The sequence below is a fragment of the Pseudomonadota bacterium genome (assembly GCA_039818985.1).
In the GTDB taxonomy this organism is placed as follows: domain Bacteria; phylum Pseudomonadota; class Alphaproteobacteria; order Sphingomonadales; family Sphingomonadaceae; genus Alterisphingorhabdus.
Map to the genome: position 1 here is coordinate 2,049,884 of JBCBSU010000001.1, position 15,102 is coordinate 2,064,985.

Annotated in this window: 14 protein-coding genes; all 14 read left to right on the plus strand. The window is 59.3% G+C overall.

The annotated features are described in order from the left end of the window. Window positions 1-900: a sulfate adenylyltransferase subunit CysD gene (gene cysD, locus AAFX04_09835; protein MEO1045727.1), complete on the plus strand. Its 900-nt coding sequence runs from the start codon at window positions 1-3 to the stop codon at window positions 898-900. A gap of 229 nt (window positions 901-1,129) precedes the next feature. Further along, the gene (gene cysN / locus AAFX04_09840) at window positions 1,130-3,064 is read left to right on the plus strand and encodes a sulfate adenylyltransferase subunit CysN (protein ID MEO1045728.1); all 1,935 of its coding nucleotides are present in this window, start codon (window positions 1,130-1,132) and stop codon (window positions 3,062-3,064) included. Then, entirely contained in the window at window positions 3,061-3,885 is an 825-nt protein-coding gene (cysQ, locus tag AAFX04_09845; GenBank protein MEO1045729.1) for a 3'(2'),5'-bisphosphate nucleotidase CysQ, read from the plus strand. The genes cysN and cysQ overlap by 4 nt, the downstream gene beginning before the upstream one ends. 222 nt (window positions 3,886-4,107) lie before the next feature. After that, window positions 4,108-4,650, plus strand: a complete 543-nt coding sequence (hslV, locus tag AAFX04_09850; protein MEO1045730.1) for an ATP-dependent protease subunit HslV — start codon at window positions 4,108-4,110, stop codon at window positions 4,648-4,650. Window positions 4,651-4,667: 17 nt separating this feature from the next. After that, entirely contained in the window at window positions 4,668-5,801 is a 1,134-nt protein-coding gene (locus tag AAFX04_09855) for an FAD-dependent oxidoreductase (GenBank protein ID MEO1045731.1), read from the plus strand. Between the two features lie 55 nt (window positions 5,802-5,856). Beyond that, complete coding sequence (gene hslU, locus AAFX04_09860) at window positions 5,857-7,158, plus strand: ATP-dependent protease ATPase subunit HslU (protein ID MEO1045732.1); 1,302 nt, start codon at window positions 5,857-5,859, stop codon at window positions 7,156-7,158. Between the two features lie 49 nt (window positions 7,159-7,207). Continuing rightward, window positions 7,208-8,224: a hypothetical protein gene (locus tag AAFX04_09865; protein MEO1045733.1), complete on the plus strand. Its 1,017-nt coding sequence runs from the start codon at window positions 7,208-7,210 to the stop codon at window positions 8,222-8,224. A 109-nt stretch (window positions 8,225-8,333) separates the two neighbouring features. Further along, on the plus strand, window positions 8,334-9,332 hold the full coding sequence (locus AAFX04_09870) for a hypothetical protein (GenBank protein ID MEO1045734.1): 999 nt from the start codon (window positions 8,334-8,336) through the stop codon (window positions 9,330-9,332). 108 nt (window positions 9,333-9,440) lie between these two features. Then, window positions 9,441-10,418, plus strand: coding sequence for a hypothetical protein (locus AAFX04_09875; GenBank protein ID MEO1045735.1), 978 nt, complete (start codon window positions 9,441-9,443; stop codon window positions 10,416-10,418). A gap of 112 nt (window positions 10,419-10,530) precedes the next feature. After that, the gene (locus AAFX04_09880; protein MEO1045736.1) at window positions 10,531-10,941 is read left to right on the plus strand and encodes a GFA family protein; all 411 of its coding nucleotides are present in this window, start codon (window positions 10,531-10,533) and stop codon (window positions 10,939-10,941) included. Window positions 10,942-11,066: 125 nt separating this feature from the next. Next, entirely contained in the window at window positions 11,067-11,687 is a 621-nt protein-coding gene (locus AAFX04_09885) for a peroxiredoxin family protein (GenBank protein MEO1045737.1), read from the plus strand. A 47-nt stretch (window positions 11,688-11,734) separates the two neighbouring features. Next, window positions 11,735-12,382: a LysE family translocator gene (locus AAFX04_09890; protein MEO1045738.1), complete on the plus strand. Its 648-nt coding sequence runs from the start codon at window positions 11,735-11,737 to the stop codon at window positions 12,380-12,382. A gap of 31 nt (window positions 12,383-12,413) precedes the next feature. Next, a complete protein-coding gene (locus tag AAFX04_09895; GenBank protein ID MEO1045739.1) occupies window positions 12,414-13,364 on the plus strand; it encodes an alpha/beta hydrolase in 951 nt (316 codons plus the stop codon). A 70-nt stretch (window positions 13,365-13,434) separates the two neighbouring features. Then, window positions 13,435-15,087, plus strand: coding sequence for a methyl-accepting chemotaxis protein (locus AAFX04_09900; GenBank protein ID MEO1045740.1), 1,653 nt, complete (start codon window positions 13,435-13,437; stop codon window positions 15,085-15,087). Window positions 15,088-15,102: the final 15 nt, after the last annotated feature.

Sequence of the window (15,102 nt, forward strand, 5' to 3'; positions counted from 1 at the left end):
ATGACACTCACCCATCTCCAGCGGCTCGAGGCCGAGGCCATTCACATCATGCGTGAGGTTGTCGCCGAAGCGGAAAAGCCGGTCATGCTCTACTCGGTGGGCAAGGACTCATCGGTGATGCTGCACCTGGCACGCAAGGCGTTTTATCCCTCGCCGCCGCCCTTCCCCTTTCTGCACATCGCCTCGGGCTGGGATTTTCAGGCGCTGCTTGATCATCGTGACCGCACGGTGAAGGAATATGGCCTTGAACTGCTGGTCGAACATAATGCGGAGGGTGCGGCGAGCGGTATCAATCCGTTCGACACCGGTTCTTCGCTCTATTCGCAGACCATGCTCACCGATCCGCTGAAAAATGCACTGACACGCCATGGTTTCGACGCTGCCTTTGGTGGCGGTCGCCGCGATGAGGAAAAGGCGCGCGCCAAGGAACGGATTTTCAGCTTCCGCTCGGCCAGCCATCGCTGGGACCCGAAGAACCAGCGCCCCGAGCTTTGGAAGCTCTATAATGCCCGTAAGAATAAAGGCGAGAGCATGCGCGTCTTCCCGTTGAGCAACTGGACCGAGCTCGATATCTGGCAATATATCCTGCTGGAGAATATCGACATTGTCCCGCTCTATTATTCCGCGCCGCGCCCCACGGTCGAACGTGACGGCCTGACCATAGTGGTCGATGATGACCGCTTCCGCCTCGAAGATGGCGAACAGGTGGTGGAACGCTCGGTACGCTTCCGCACTCTGGGCTGCTACCCGCTCACCGGCGCGACCGAAAGCGATGCCTCCGACCTGCCCGCGATCATCCAGGAGATGCTGCTGGCTACCGGTTCCGAGCGACAGGGCCGCGCCATCGACAAGGGCCAGGGCGCATCGATGGAAGCCAAGAAACAGGAGGGCTATTTTTGACTCGCCACGGAATGCAAAGCGTTCCGCAGGGTCAACCCCTGCGAAGGCAGGGGTCTCTGGCAACCTGCTCAAGACCGTTCGCCCTAAGCCTGTCTAAGCCTGTCCTGAGCGACTGCTGCAAGCAGTCAGTCGAAGGGGGCCGTTCTTTTCTTGCAAATAAACGCAGGGCTTCGACAAGCTCAGCCCGAACGGCGTTGTTGGCTCAGGCTTGCATTTCAGAGACAGAAATATGACCAAAAAAACCGTCTATCGCCCCGAAGCGCTGATTGCCGACGATATCCATGCCTATCTCGATACGCACCAGCACAAGACGATGCTGCGTTTCATCACCTGCGGCAGTGTCGATGACGGCAAGTCGACGCTGATCGGACGGCTGCTCTATGACAGCAAGATGATCTTCGAGGATCAGCTTGCCGCGCTGGAAGCGGATTCAAAAACCAGCGGTACCCAGGGCGAAAATATCGATTTCGCACTGCTGGTTGATGGCCTAGCCGCCGAGCGCGAGCAGGGTATCACCATCGATGTCGCCTATCGCTTTTTCGCCACCGAAAAGCGCAAGTTCATCGTCGCCGACACACCGGGGCATGAGCAATATACCCGCAACATGGCCACCGGTGCCTCAACTGCAGATCTTGCCATCATCCTGATCGATGCGCGCAAAGGCGTGCTGACCCAGACCAAGCGGCACAGCTATCTGGCGCATCTGCTCGGCATCCGGAATATCGTGCTGGCGGTGAACAAGATGGACCTGATCGACTATGATCAGGAACGCTATGACGCGATTGTCGGCGCCTATGACCTGTTCGCCAGATCCATTGGCATCAGCGACTTCACCGCCATCCCGATTTCGGGCCTTGCCGGCGACAATATCGCATCACTGAGTGACCACACCCCCTGGTATGCCGGCAAGGCACTGATCGACCATCTCGAAAGCGTCGAGATCGGCGTCAATGCGCGGCGCGAAGGGCCGATGCGGATGCCGGTGCAATGGGTGAGCCGGCCCAATCTCGATTTTCGTGGCTTTGCCGGCCAGATTGCCAGCGGCACGGTAAAACCCGGTGATCGGGTGCGCGTGGTGCCGTCGGGCAAGACCTCCACTATAGAGCGGATCGTCACCTTTGACGGCGATCTTGACGAGGCAGTGGCGGGCCAGTCGGTGACGCTGACTCTGACCGACGAGATTGACTGTTCGCGTGGTGATGTGATCGCCGCCGCCGATGCTCCGCCGGCGGCGGCCGACCAGTTCGAGGCGACGATTGTCTGGATGGATGAGGAAGCGCTGCTGCCGGGCCGCGCCTATATGCTCAAGCTCGGCAGCCAGATGGTTTCGGCCACGGTGCAGCCGCCCAAATATCAGATCAATGTCAATTCCATGGAACAGATTGCCGCCAAGACGCTGGAGCTCAACAGCATCGGCGTTGCCGAAATCACCACCGACCGGCGTATCGCCTTTGAAGGCTATAATGATGCCGATAGGGGCGGACGTGACCTTGGCGGTTTCATCCTGATCGACAAGGTGACCAATGCCACTGTCGCAGCGGGAATGATCAACTTCGCACTACGCCGCAGCCAGAACGTCCATTGGCAGAACGTTGACATCACCCGCGAGGCACACGCATCGCAGAAGAACCAAAGGCCGCGGCTGCTATGGTTCACGGGCCTGTCGGGTTCGGGCAAATCAACGATCGCCAATCTGGTCGAAAAGCGGCTGCACGCCATGGGCAGGCACAGTTTTCTGCTCGATGGCGACAATGTCCGCCATGGTCTCAACAAGGATCTTGGCTTTACCGATGCCGACAGGGTGGAGAATATCCGCCGCATCGCCGAGGTCGCCCGGCTGATGACCGATGCGGGGTTGATCGTGCTCACCGCCTTTATCTCGCCCTTCCGCGCCGAACGGCGGATGGCGCGCGAGCTGATGCCCGAAGGGGAGTTTATCGAGATTTTCGTCGATACCCCGCTCGATGTTGCCGAGGCGCGTGACGAAAAGGGCCTGTACAAGAAAGCACGTGCCGGTGAGCTGAAAAACTTCACCGGTATCGACAGCCCCTATGAGGCACCCGAAAAGCCGGAAATCCGCATCGACACCACCAGTATGAGCGCCGAAGACGCAGCCGAGCATATTGTCGAGGCGATACTCGGCGAATGGTCGGCAACGATATGACACAGGCGAGCGGCAAAATCCTGCCTGGCGCGGCAGCACCGTTGACCGGCGAGGCACTCGCCCGCATCGCCCATGCCGCCGGCGCGCTCATCATGCCCTATTTCATAAAGGGCTGTGATGTGGTTGAGAAAAAAGATAATTCGCCGGTGACCGAAGCCGATCACAAGGCCGAGGAACTGATCCTCGAAGCGCTGGCGAAGATTGCCCCTGGCCTGCCTGTGCTGGCCGAGGAAGAGGTTGCCGCCGGACGCATTCCCGATCTCGGCACGCTCTATGCCTGTGTCGACCCGCTCGATGGTACGCGCGAATTTATCAATAACCGCAAGGACTTCACCGTCAATATCGGTATTATTTGTGATGGCCGGCCGGTGGCGGGGGTTATCTATGCCCCGGCGCATCGCGCGCTCTATGTCGCGCATCCCGAAGGCCCGCCATGGAAGGTAGACATCGCCCCTGATGCCGCATGGGCAATGCCCGAGACCAGGACCGTGTTGTGCACCAGCGACCGTCACACCAAACTCGTCGCCATCGCCTCGCGCTCGCACCGCTCGCCCGAGACCGACAGTTTTCTCGATGACCATGATGTCGCCGAGATCATCTCCGCCGGGTCGTCACTCAAATTCTGTCTTGTCGCCGAGGGCAAGGCCGATCTTTATCCGCGCATGGGCCGGACGATGGAATGGGACACATCGGCGGGACAGGCGATTGTCGAGGCCGCGGGCGGTCGGGTGACGCTGGCAGACGGAAAAACCCCGCTCGGCTATCAAAAGGCCGAACGCGGCTATGACAATCCACATTTTATCGTCTTCGGCAGCGGCTAATCCTCAGGATATTTCTCCGTTCGGGTTGAGCCTGTCGAAACCCTGCTTTTCACTTTCAAAAACAGTACGGCCCCCGTCGACTGACTGCTTGCAGCAGTCGCTCTGGGCAGGCTTCGACAAGCTCAGGGCGAACGGATAGATGCGGTCTCTCATAATACCGATCTTGTACCGATAAATCCCGTGCCCCATATGTTTCCCATGAACACAGATAACGCACATTCCATGCCGCAATGGCATGGCACCACGATCATCGGCGTCCGCAAGAACGGCAAGGCCATCATCGCCGGCGACGGCCAGGTTTCCATGGGCCAGACGATCATGAAGCCCAATGCCCGCAAGGTCCGTGCGCTGGGCGATGGCTCGGTTATTGGCGGCTTTGCCGGCGCCACGGCTGACGCTTTCACCCTGTTCGAGCGACTCGAGGCCAAGCTGGAGCGGCATAATGGCCAGTTGATGCGCGCCGCGGTCGAGCTGGCCAAAGACTGGCGCACCGACAAATATCTGCGCAACCTCGAAGCGATGATGATCGTCGCCGACAAGGAGGTAACGCTGATCCTCACCGGCAATGGCGATGTGCTCGAGCCGGGTGACGGCATCGCCGCCATCGGTTCGGGCGGCAACTATGCCCTCGCCGCTGCCCGCGCGCTGATGGACTATGAGGAAGACGCCGAAGTTCTGGCGCGCAAGGCGATGAAAATTGCTGCCGATGTCTGCGTCTACACCAATGACCAGTTGACCGTGGAAACGCTCGACAGCACGACCTGACCGCCTATAGTCGCCCGGTGCTTGACAGGGACAGCCTCAACCGCAGACGATTCCTCGCTGGCAGTGCTGCCCTGACCGGCACAGCCATGCTCTCCGCCTGTGCCCGCCCGGCGCAGCGGCTGGTTTCGGCCACACCTTCCCCCTGCCTGCCCGGAGTCAATGTCAGCGCCGACCGCGTCATTCGCCAGCTTGTTGGCCTGCGCCCCTATCGCCCCTCCGGCTTTGTCGTCCGCCGTGAAGCGATGGGCGACAAACAGGTCGTGCATAATTACGGCCATGGCGGCGGCGGAATTACGCTGGGCTGGGGCAGTTCGAAGCTCGCGGTCGATCTTGGGCTACCCGGTCATTCGGGTCCGGTGGCGGTCATCGGTGCCGGGATCATGGGACTGACAACGGCACGACTGCTGCAGGAGGCGGGACAGCAGGTGACCATCTACACCAGCCAGCTCCCGCCCGAGACCACGTCCAACATTGCTGGCGGCCAATGGTATCCCAGCTCGGTCTTCTCACGGTCACAGCTCACGCCGGAATTTGAAGAGCAGTTCGTCAAGGCCAGCGCCTATAGCTATTATCGCTATCAGCTGCTGGTGGGTGAGCATTATGGCGTGCGCTGGATGCCCACTTATGAGCTGTCGGACAATCCGATCAATATGGGCACCGTTGACCGGCTTATCGCCAATATGCTGCCCGCAATGCAGACTATTGAAGAGGTCGACAACCCGTTCGGTAGCCCGCATCTGCGCCGCTCTCACAATATGTATATTGAGCCTGCCCGCTTTTTGCGCGCGATCCAGCGCGATATCCTGCTTGCTGGCGGAAAGATCATGGTACGCCATTTCCATGACCGGAGCGAAATCCAGACGCTTCCTGAAAAGCTGATATTCAACTGCATCGGTCTCGGCGCGGCAGAACTGTTCGGTGATGAAGAGCTGACTCCGGTACGTGGCCAGCTGGAGATCCTGCTGCCGCAGCCGGAAATCACCTATGCCTATACCAACCGCCGCGGCCTCTACATGTTTCCGCGCTCCGACGGCGTTGTGCTGGGTGGCACATTCGACCGCGGTCAATATGACCGGACCCCGCAACAGGCCGTGTCGGAGATGATTATCGAAGGCCATGCGGCCATTGCCAATGGCATGCGCTGCGCTTGACTCTGGCCAGGCAACCCCCAAATCGAATTGTGATTGAAATTATATTACGGACGATATGACGAACCAACTGACCCCGAAAAAGATCGTTGCCGCGCTGGATGAGCATATTGTCGGCCAGCGCGACGCCAAACGCGCTGTTGCCGTGGCGCTGCGCAATCGCTGGCGGCGTCAGCGCCTGCCCGCCGAATTGCGCGATGAGGTAACGCCCAAGAACATCCTGATGATCGGCCCCACCGGCTGCGGCAAGACAGAGATTTCTCGCCGCCTCGCCAAGCTGGCCCAGGCGCCGTTTATCAAGATCGAAGCGACCAAATTCACAGAGGTCGGCTATGTCGGTCGCGATGTCGACCAGATTGCCCGCGATCTTGTCGAAGAGGCGGTGCGGCTGGAAAAGGACACACGTCGCGAGGCGGTGCGCGAGGCCGCCTCGGAAGCGGCGATGAAACGCCTGCTCGACGCGTTGGTCGGTGACAATGCCAGCGAGGCGACGCGCGAGAGCTTCCGCCAGCGCATTGTCGACAACCATATGAACGATGCCGAAGTCGAGATCGAGGTCAGCGACACACCCAATGCACCGATGGAAATCCCCGGCATGAGCGGACAGGTCGGGATGATCAACCTTAGCGACATGATGGGCAAGGCCTTTGGCCAGACACCGATGAAGCGACGCAAGATGCGGGTTGCCGATGCCTGGGACAAGCTGGTCGAGGAAGAAGCCGACAAGCGCATGGACGATGACGATGTCGCCCGTGCCGCGCTGCAAAATGCCGAGATGAACGGCATCGTCTTTCTCGATGAGATCGACAAGATCGCGGTCAGCGATGTGCGCGGCGGATCGGTCAGCCGCGAAGGCGTGCAGCGCGATCTGCTGCCACTGATCGAGGGTACCACCGTGGCGACAAAATATGGTCCGATGAAGACGGACCATGTGCTGTTCATCGCCTCGGGCGCCTTTCATGTTTCCAAGCCGAGCGACATGCTACCCGAACTTCAGGGCCGCCTGCCCATCCGGGTCGAACTGCGCGCACTGACCGAAGAAGACTTTGTCACCATCCTCAGCGACACCAAGGCCAATCTGCCGGCGCAATATGCCGCACTAATCGGCACCGAGGAAGTGACGCTCGACTTCACCGATGACGCCATTGCGGCGCTCGCCAAAATCGCCGCCAATGTCAACGAGACGGTCGAGAATATCGGCGCCCGGCGGCTGCAGACGGTGATGGAGAAGCTGCTCGAGGATATCAGCTTCAACGCCGAGGAGATGACGGGCGAAAGCGTCACCATAGATGCCGCCTATGTCCAGAAGCAGCTCGATGATGTTGCACGGGATACCGACCTCAGCAAATATGTGTTATAGCCCGCGCCCATGAGGGTGGGTTGGACATATATTGCTGGAGAGAAACTCTATGCCAGGCAGCGCCAGTAGCAGCACACCCGTTATAAAAACCCGTTTCTTCATAGCCTTTCTCCTCTTTACCGGACTGTCCCTAACGCCCGTATCAGCGCAGCAGGAAGCAGCGGGCGATATAGAGCCGGAAGCACCATCTTCGCAGCAGTCCATTGGCTCGGTCACCGTTTACGGCAAGCAGAAAACAGGCGATGAGCTGCGGCGACAGGCGGTTGACTATGTCGACCGCTCGGGTGTGATATTCGGGCAGCGCGTTGTCGCCCGTTGGGTCGACCCGATCTGCCCGCGCATATTGGGCATATCCGAACGTCAGGCCGAGATTGTGGTGCAACGGATAAAGGATGTGGCGCAACAGGTCGGCGCACCGGTGGCCAGAGGTGCGTGCCGGGCGAATATCACCATCATGTTCAGCGGCGACAATAATGAGATGATCGGCAAGATTCGTCGCAAGCGGCAATCCCAGTTCCGCGAAGTGCCGACGACCTCAAGAAAGGCCCTGTTTGAGGGGAGCCTGCCAACGCGCTGGTGGTATCGCACCGGAGAGCGCCCCAGCCGAGGTGGGGAGCATAGCGGCAAGGGCGACCCGCCTTCGGTCGGTGTGGCTGGCGCTAATTTCGGCGGTGGCCAGGCAGGCGGCAATTATGGCAACAATCTCGGCAACGGGAATGTTTACCAGCAATATAAATCCAGCCTCATCAGCACCAAATCACTGAGGGCACTGGAAACCGCCAGCCTGATGATCGAGGCCGATGAGGTCAGCGGTCTGTCACTCGACAGCATCGGCAGCTATGCAGCGATGGTGACTCTGGCAGAGATGCGCTTCGATGCCGGGCCTTATGATGGCTCGATACTGGGTCTGTTTGAAAGTGGCGGACCGTTTGACGGCCTCACCGATCGCGACCTGGCGTTCCTGACAACGCTCTACAGCCTGCCCATGGACCGCTCGGCCCGGGCGCAGAAAGGTATGTTGGTGCGCGCATTGCTCGACCAGAGCAAAGCGGTTGAGCAGAATTAGGCGATACATCTCCTATCGCTGGAGATATTGCCTTTATATTGGAGATCGCCTGCGAAATAATGTCATAGATGTAGTGAGGCCGAACCATCGCAAATTTAAAGGAGCTGACATGAATAGTGGTCCTTTGAAAGATATCACCGGCAAGCCATTCACTTTCGCCCCATTCACTTTCGCTATGGTTGCGATACTGGGCATGGCTGCACATCCATTGACGGCTGCTGCGCAGGAACAGGATATTGGCGAAGCTGCAACCATAGCATCGGACGACCGGATTACGGTTGAAGGACAGCAACGCACCCGCGCGGAAGAGCGCGCCGAGATTGTCGAATATGTCCGCCGCACCGGTGTCGCCAGAGGCCAGCGCCCGGTGGCGCGCTGGATCGACCCGATCTGCCCGCGTGTGCTGGGCGTCAGCGATGAACATGGCAAGATTGTTGCAGACCATATCCACGCTGTGGCAAGCACGGTGGGCGCACCCGTCGCCAGGGCGAAATGCCGCCCCAATATGACCATCATATTTGCCGAGAGCGGGCGTGACACCGTGGCTGGCATCAGGCGCAGTAACGGATCGCAATTTCTCGAAGTACCGCATGGCGAGCGCGATGATGTGTTCGACAGCAACAACCCGGTCCGCTGGTGGTACAGGACGCAGGAACAGCCAAGCTGGGGCGGTCAGCACAGCACTGGAGACCCTGTCTTTCTTGCCGTAGAGACCGGCCCGGGTGCGCCCCAATTTGGCACCAATCTCGGCAATGCCAATATCATGAAACAATATCGCCCCAGCCTGGTCAGCACCAATACAGCCCGGGCTATCCGCGCCGCCAGTGTTGTCATCGATGTCAATCAGGCCGATGGGTTCACGCTCGACAGCGTCTCCAACTATGCCGCAATGGTGGCGCTGGCGGAGATGCGGCAGGGCACGAGCGGTTATAATGAGTCCATATTGGGTCTGTTCGAACACCCCGATCGTGGCGACGATCTTGCCGAACGCGACATTGCCTTTCTGACAAAACTGTACAGCCTGCCGCTTGATCGGTCATCACGAACCCAGCGCGGGGTGTTGGTGCGGGCCTTGCTCAAGGAAAGCACGGCGATGGTACGGAATTAGCCAGCGCGCGTCCTGTCATCAAAGCTGCCACATTGATATTGGTTCCGCCTGCGGAATATTATCATAGACATAGAGAGTTTGAGCCATTCCCAATCCTAAGGAACCGCTATGCACAGTGAGCTTTTGAAATTTGCCCGTGGCAGGCATGTCTCCTTCGCCCTGGCGACGATACTCGGCATCGCTGTCTGTCCATTGTCGGCAGCTGCTCAGGAGCAGGATAGCGAGGAACAGGCAGCAACAGCATCGGACAGCCGAATTACGGTTGATGGGCAGCCGCGCACAAGGGCTGAAGAGCGCGCCGAGATTGTCGAATATGTGCGTAGCGCCGGTGTTGCCAATGGGCTTACTCCCGCCGCGCGATGGCTCGACCCGATCTGCCCGGTGGCATTCGGCATCAGCGCCGAGCATGCCGCCATCGTCATCGGGCATATCCGCGATGTTGCCATGCAGGTCGGTGCGCCGGTCGCGCGAGAGGGTTGCCCGCCCAATATTTCGGTGATTTTCAGCACCGATGGCAGTGACACCGCCAGCCAGATACGGCGCAAAAAAGGCCGGCAATTTGCCGAAGTTCCACTGGGCGAGCGCAAGGCCATGTTCGATGGCGACGCACCGATACGCTGGTGGTATCGGACACAGGCTCGTGCCATTGGCGGCGAGCGACCGACTTTTGGTGATCCGATCTTTGTGACGGCTGAAGGTGATGGCAGCAATATCGGCAATAATCTGGGCAATGCGCCAACCCTGCAGCAATATCGCCCCAGCCTGATCAGTTCCAATACCGGGCGCGCCATTATCGCCGCCAGCGTGGTGATCGATGTCAACGCAGCACATGGCTATACGCTCGACAGTGTATCGCAATATGCTGCGATGGTAGTTCTCGCCGAGATGCGTGCCGATGCCGGCCCCTATGGTGACTCGATCATGAACCTGTTCGACCCCGCCCATGGCTATGATCATATTTCCGGTCGTGACGAGGCTTTCCTGACAAAGCTCTATGACCTGCCGCTGGATCGTTCATCGCGGACCCAGCGCAGCATGCTGGTGCGGGCCTTGCTCGAGGAAAGTAGCGGCAGCGCCGATAACTAGGACATAGTCCGGCACCACACTTGCCGGACATGGGAAAACCGGCCACACTCATGCCCGAAAAGCGTACAGTTCCATATCGGGGATGACTTTGACCGTAGATGATGACGAGATGATATTGACCGGTGGCTGCCATTGTGGCGCCATCCGTTACACATTGCGGGGACCACCGCTCAACCATACGCTGTGCCATTGCACCGATTGCCGTCGCAACTCCGGCGCGCCAATGGTCGGCTGGGCAATGTATCGCGATAAGGCGGTACATATCGATAGCGGCGAAGTTGCCACCTATGCCTCGTCCGAGCATGCGCGCCGACATTTTTGCATCCAGTGCGGCACCGGTCTTTTTTACAGCAATGACGCGCTGATTCCCGGCTGTGTCGATGTCCAGTCGGCAACGTTGGACGAACCGGAAAAGCTGCCACCACAAATGCTTATCCAGCTTGCCGACCGTATAGACTGGATGGCAACGGCGCACGAACTGCCCACTGCCCAACGCTACCCCAACCCGGATGAGCTGCGGTAAATCGCGGATAACCAGCCGCCGATACGTTTACATTTGTAACTTTGTCCCCATATGCTGCGAAATCTGTGATGGTGCGTGTGAAACGCATCATCGCGCGTATCTGATTGAGGGATGAAAGACATACGATGAAAAAACTCTCCGCAGCTCTTCTGGTCGCCACCACCATCGCTGTTGCCGGGTGCAACACCCAGACGGAACAAGCCGAACCGTCGCCTGAAGCCGAGACCGAAACCGAAATTATCGCCGTTTCCGACCAGCCCGGTCCGGCGATCGGCGATCGCGCGCCGGTCGATCTGGAACTCGCCAATGCCGCCGGCAACAAGGCCAGCGTCGCTTCGCTGGCAGACGAGAAAGGCACCATATTGGTATTCACCCGCTCGGTTGACTGGTGTCCTTTCTGTCAGGCCCAGCTCAAGGGCCTGAAGGACATTGCCGAGGATGTCGCGAATTCGGGCTACACCCTTGCCGGAGTCAGCTATGACCCGGTCAGTTCGCTCGCAGCTTTCGCCGGTGACCAGGATATTCCCTATACCCTGCTCTCCGATGACGGGTCCAAGCTGATCGATGCCTTTGCCATTCGCGATCCGCAATATGCCGATCCGGAAAGCCGTGCCTATGGTGTGCCCTATGCCTCGATCTTCATCCTCGATGCCGATGGTGTCGTGCGGGCAAAATCGGTCTCCGCCGATTACAAGGTGCGCCCGACCAATGATGAGGTACTGCAACTGATCGAAAGCGTCGGTTGAGCGGATTTTTCGCTTCGGGCGGACGGTAATCACGCTATAGCGCGCCCATGTCCGCCGAAACGCTCATCGCCTTCATCCTGACGGACCTCGCTTTCTGCCTGGTACCCGGACCGGCGGTGATGATCACTGTCAGCCACGCCCTGTCCGGGGGCACACGCAATGCCATTGGGCCGATCCTCGGTATCAATGTCGGTAATTTCGTATGGTATGGCCTCAGCGCGGTCGGACTGATTGCGCTCGCCAGCACTGCACCTGTCGCCTTTGCCGTGATCCAGTATGTCGGTGCGGCCTATCTGATCTGGCTCGGCTGGCAGAGGCTGCGCACCGACAGCATGCCTGCCATTATCGACCCGGCGCTGCCGGGCCGCGCCAGTGCCCCGGGCAGCAGCCTCGCTGCCGGCTTTGCCAGCGGTATCGCGGTGCATATGGCCAATCCCAAAGCGCTGTTATTCTATACCACCATATTGCCGCAATTTCTCGATGCCGACCGGCCCGTCGGCCCGCAGATACTGATATTGGTGCTGGCAACCATCTTTACCGAGACCACCAGCCTGACCACCTATTCGATAATAGCCGCACGCGGCGGTTCATTGGCGCGCGGCGCCGGACGCACCCGGATGCTGAACCGCATTGCCGGGCTGATCCTGATCACTGTCGCACTGGCGCTGCTGATCGCCAATGCCCTGCCGGAATAGACCGGCGCATATCACTTACCAGGAGACACCGATGCGCTGGATCATATTCACCACCCTGCTGCTCGCCATCGCCGGACTGGCGGGATGGTTCTTTAGCCGACCGGGGGCGGAACAGCTCAACCGCGCCGATGCGCTATACTCTCTCAACAGCAAAGCGGTGCAAGTGGCGCAGGATCTGTCCTTCGCCAATCACCCGCGTCTCAGCCTCGATATCTGGACCCCTGCTGACACACCGCCTGATGCGTCGCTGCCGGTGCTGGTCTTTTTCTATGGCGGCTCATGGTATTTTGGCGAGAAGCATCAATATGGTTTTCTTGCCCGCGCCTATACTGAACTCGGCTATATCGTGGTGCTGCCCGATTACCGCCTCTACCCCGATGTGCGTTTTCCGGAGATGGCGCGCGATGCCGCCGCAGCCATTGCCTGGACGCATGACAATATCGCCGATCATGGTGGCGATCCCGGGTCTATTGTCATCGCTGGCCATTCGGCTGGTGCCTATAATGCGCTGATGGCCGCTCTCGATCCGCAATGGCTCGCGGCGCATGGCAAGAATACCGATATCATCCGGGGCGTAACGTCGCTTGCAGGACCGGCGGACTTTTACCCCTTCACCTCGGAAGCGGCGCAGAACAGCTTCGGTGAAGCGCCCGATCCCGAGGCGACCCAGCCGATCAGTTTTGCCCGTGCCGATGCCCCGCCGCTGTTGTTGCTCAGTGGCACCGAAGACACCACCGTACGACCGCGCAACAGCGAGGCCCTGCAAGCGCGCATGGAAGCAACTGGCGGGCAATCGCGCTATATTGGCTATGATGGCGTCGATCACAGTGACATCATCATGGCAGTGTCGCGTCCGTTTCGTAACCGCGCCCCGGTGCTTGAAGACAGCCATGATTTCTTCCGCTCGGTGCTCGATCCGTCGCAAGGCCTTGCGGGCGATTTGGCGCAGAAGAAAAGCGGCACCAAAGCGCTGACCCATTAACCTCTCCTTTACCATGATTTCCTAGTATTTGTCGGGACCGGCAGTGCAATATTGGTGAGGCTCGAGGCCCATGTGGAAGACATTTCTGGACGATGTGTTTGCGCATCAGCGCAATATCGTCCGCGATATTGTCCAGCCATTGCGCGGTGACAGCGAACGGAATGCGCGGCTGGCACGGGTGGAATTGATCGGCACCAGCCAGGGACAGGTCGCTGTGTCCCCCATTGTCATCGTGCTGATGGCCCTCCTGTCGTTACTGTTCCATGATTCCGTTGGCGGCGGCTTTATCCTCGCCGGTGCAACCACCGTTTCGCTGACCAGTCTCATCTTTCTGCGCTTGCACTGGGCATTGCTGCAGTCGCAAAAGGCAATGGCCGATGACCAGGCAGGCTATCGCGTTTTCGGCACCATGTTCGTTGCCATGGTGATCATCACCGCATGGGGGTGGAGTGCGATATTCGCCGGATTCTTCCAGTCCGACGATAGCGCGATCCATGCCATGACAATGGCGGTAGCAGTGGCCATCGTCACTATGGGGTCGCTATGCTATTTCAAGTCACCTTTGATCAATATGATCTGGCTGGCCAGCGTCTCCACAGGCTTTGCTTTCTCGCTGTATATCGGCCGGATCAGCCTGCCGATAATCTTTTACCCGCTATTCGTGATGTTCATCTTTTCGCTGTGGCGAGTCCTGATGATGCAGTGGAACTCCTTTTCGCGCTCGGTGGCGCAGGCGGAGGAGCTCGCCGCCGCCGAAACCGCCAAGGCTGCCAGCGAGGCCGAGCGCATCGCGCTCGAATCCAGCCGCAAGATCGAAGCGGCGGAAATTGTCGAGCAGGAGCGGCTGGAGCATTTTGCCGCCCGCGAACGCGAACGCCAGGCCCTGTCGCGCGATTTCGAAACCAGTGTCGGTCGCACCGTTACCGCGCTGACCAAGGCCATCGATATGCTGGCCACCACCACTGCCGATATCCATCGCATCGGATCCGATGCCGAGAATCGCGCCAAGACCGTTTATGAGCGTACCACCAATGTCAGCAATGCGGTGCAGTCCGCCGCAAGTGCTGTCAGCCAGCTTTCCGCTGCGGCGGAGGAAATCCTTACCCAGACGAATGAACAGAGCCAGGCGGCACAGAATATCCGCCAAGCCTCGCTGCAGGGGCAGAATAAGGTCCATGCCCTGAGCGGCCATGCCGAGAGCACCGGTGAGGTGGCGACGGTTATCGAGACCATTGCGCAGCAGACAAATCTGCTCGCACTCAACGCCACGATCGAGGCAGCGCGTGCCGGTGAGGCGGGCAAAGGCTTTGCGGTCGTCGCGCATGAGGTCAAGAATCTGGCGGCGCAGACGCAAAATGCCATTGGCTCGGTCAATGAGAAGGTCGAGGCGATGCGGAGCAATGTCGGCGAGACGGTGAACAGCATCGCCGACATCACCGGCGAGATAGACCAGCTGGCCAATGGCGCAGGGCAGATCGCCAGCGCGATCACCCAGCAATCCAACGCGACGCAGGATATTGGCCGCAATGTCGGCCATGTCGCCCAGGAAGCCGATAATGTCCGCTGCGACACCGAGAATATGGCCGAAGCGTCGCGTGAAATTCGCTGTCTTGCCGACGACATGCGTTCGGTCATGGGTAATCTGGAACAAGAAGCAGACAATCTGAAACAGGCGTCGCACAACTTCCTTGCCGCGCTTGAGACCCGCGCGACCGGCAGCTGACCGATCACCCTTTTG

Excerpts from the sequence above, each read along its gene's own strand:
- cysD (MEO1045727.1), top strand. The coding sequence starts at position 1 with ATGACACTCACCCATCTCCAGCGGCTCGAGGCCGAGGCCATTCACATC.
- cysN (MEO1045728.1), top strand. The coding sequence starts at position 1,130 with ATGACCAAAAAAACCGTCTATCGCCCCGAAGCGCTGATTGCCGACGAT.
- AAFX04_09890 (MEO1045738.1), top strand. The coding sequence starts at position 11,735 with ATGTCCGCCGAAACGCTCATCGCCTTCATCCTGACGGACCTCGCTTTC.
- AAFX04_09870 (MEO1045734.1), top strand. The coding sequence starts at position 8,334 with ATGAATAGTGGTCCTTTGAAAGATATCACCGGCAAGCCATTCACTTTC.
- AAFX04_09885 (MEO1045737.1), top strand. The coding sequence starts at position 11,067 with ATGAAAAAACTCTCCGCAGCTCTTCTGGTCGCCACCACCATCGCTGTT.
- cysQ (MEO1045729.1), top strand. The coding sequence starts at position 3,061 with ATGACACAGGCGAGCGGCAAAATCCTGCCTGGCGCGGCAGCACCGTTG.
- AAFX04_09895 (MEO1045739.1), top strand. The coding sequence starts at position 12,414 with ATGCGCTGGATCATATTCACCACCCTGCTGCTCGCCATCGCCGGACTG.
- AAFX04_09900 (MEO1045740.1), top strand. The coding sequence starts at position 13,435 with ATGTGGAAGACATTTCTGGACGATGTGTTTGCGCATCAGCGCAATATC.
- AAFX04_09875 (MEO1045735.1), top strand. The coding sequence starts at position 9,441 with ATGCACAGTGAGCTTTTGAAATTTGCCCGTGGCAGGCATGTCTCCTTC.
- hslV (MEO1045730.1), top strand. The coding sequence starts at position 4,108 with ATGCCGCAATGGCATGGCACCACGATCATCGGCGTCCGCAAGAACGGC.
- hslU (MEO1045732.1), top strand. The coding sequence starts at position 5,857 with ATGACGAACCAACTGACCCCGAAAAAGATCGTTGCCGCGCTGGATGAG.
- AAFX04_09865 (MEO1045733.1), top strand. The coding sequence starts at position 7,208 with ATGCCAGGCAGCGCCAGTAGCAGCACACCCGTTATAAAAACCCGTTTC.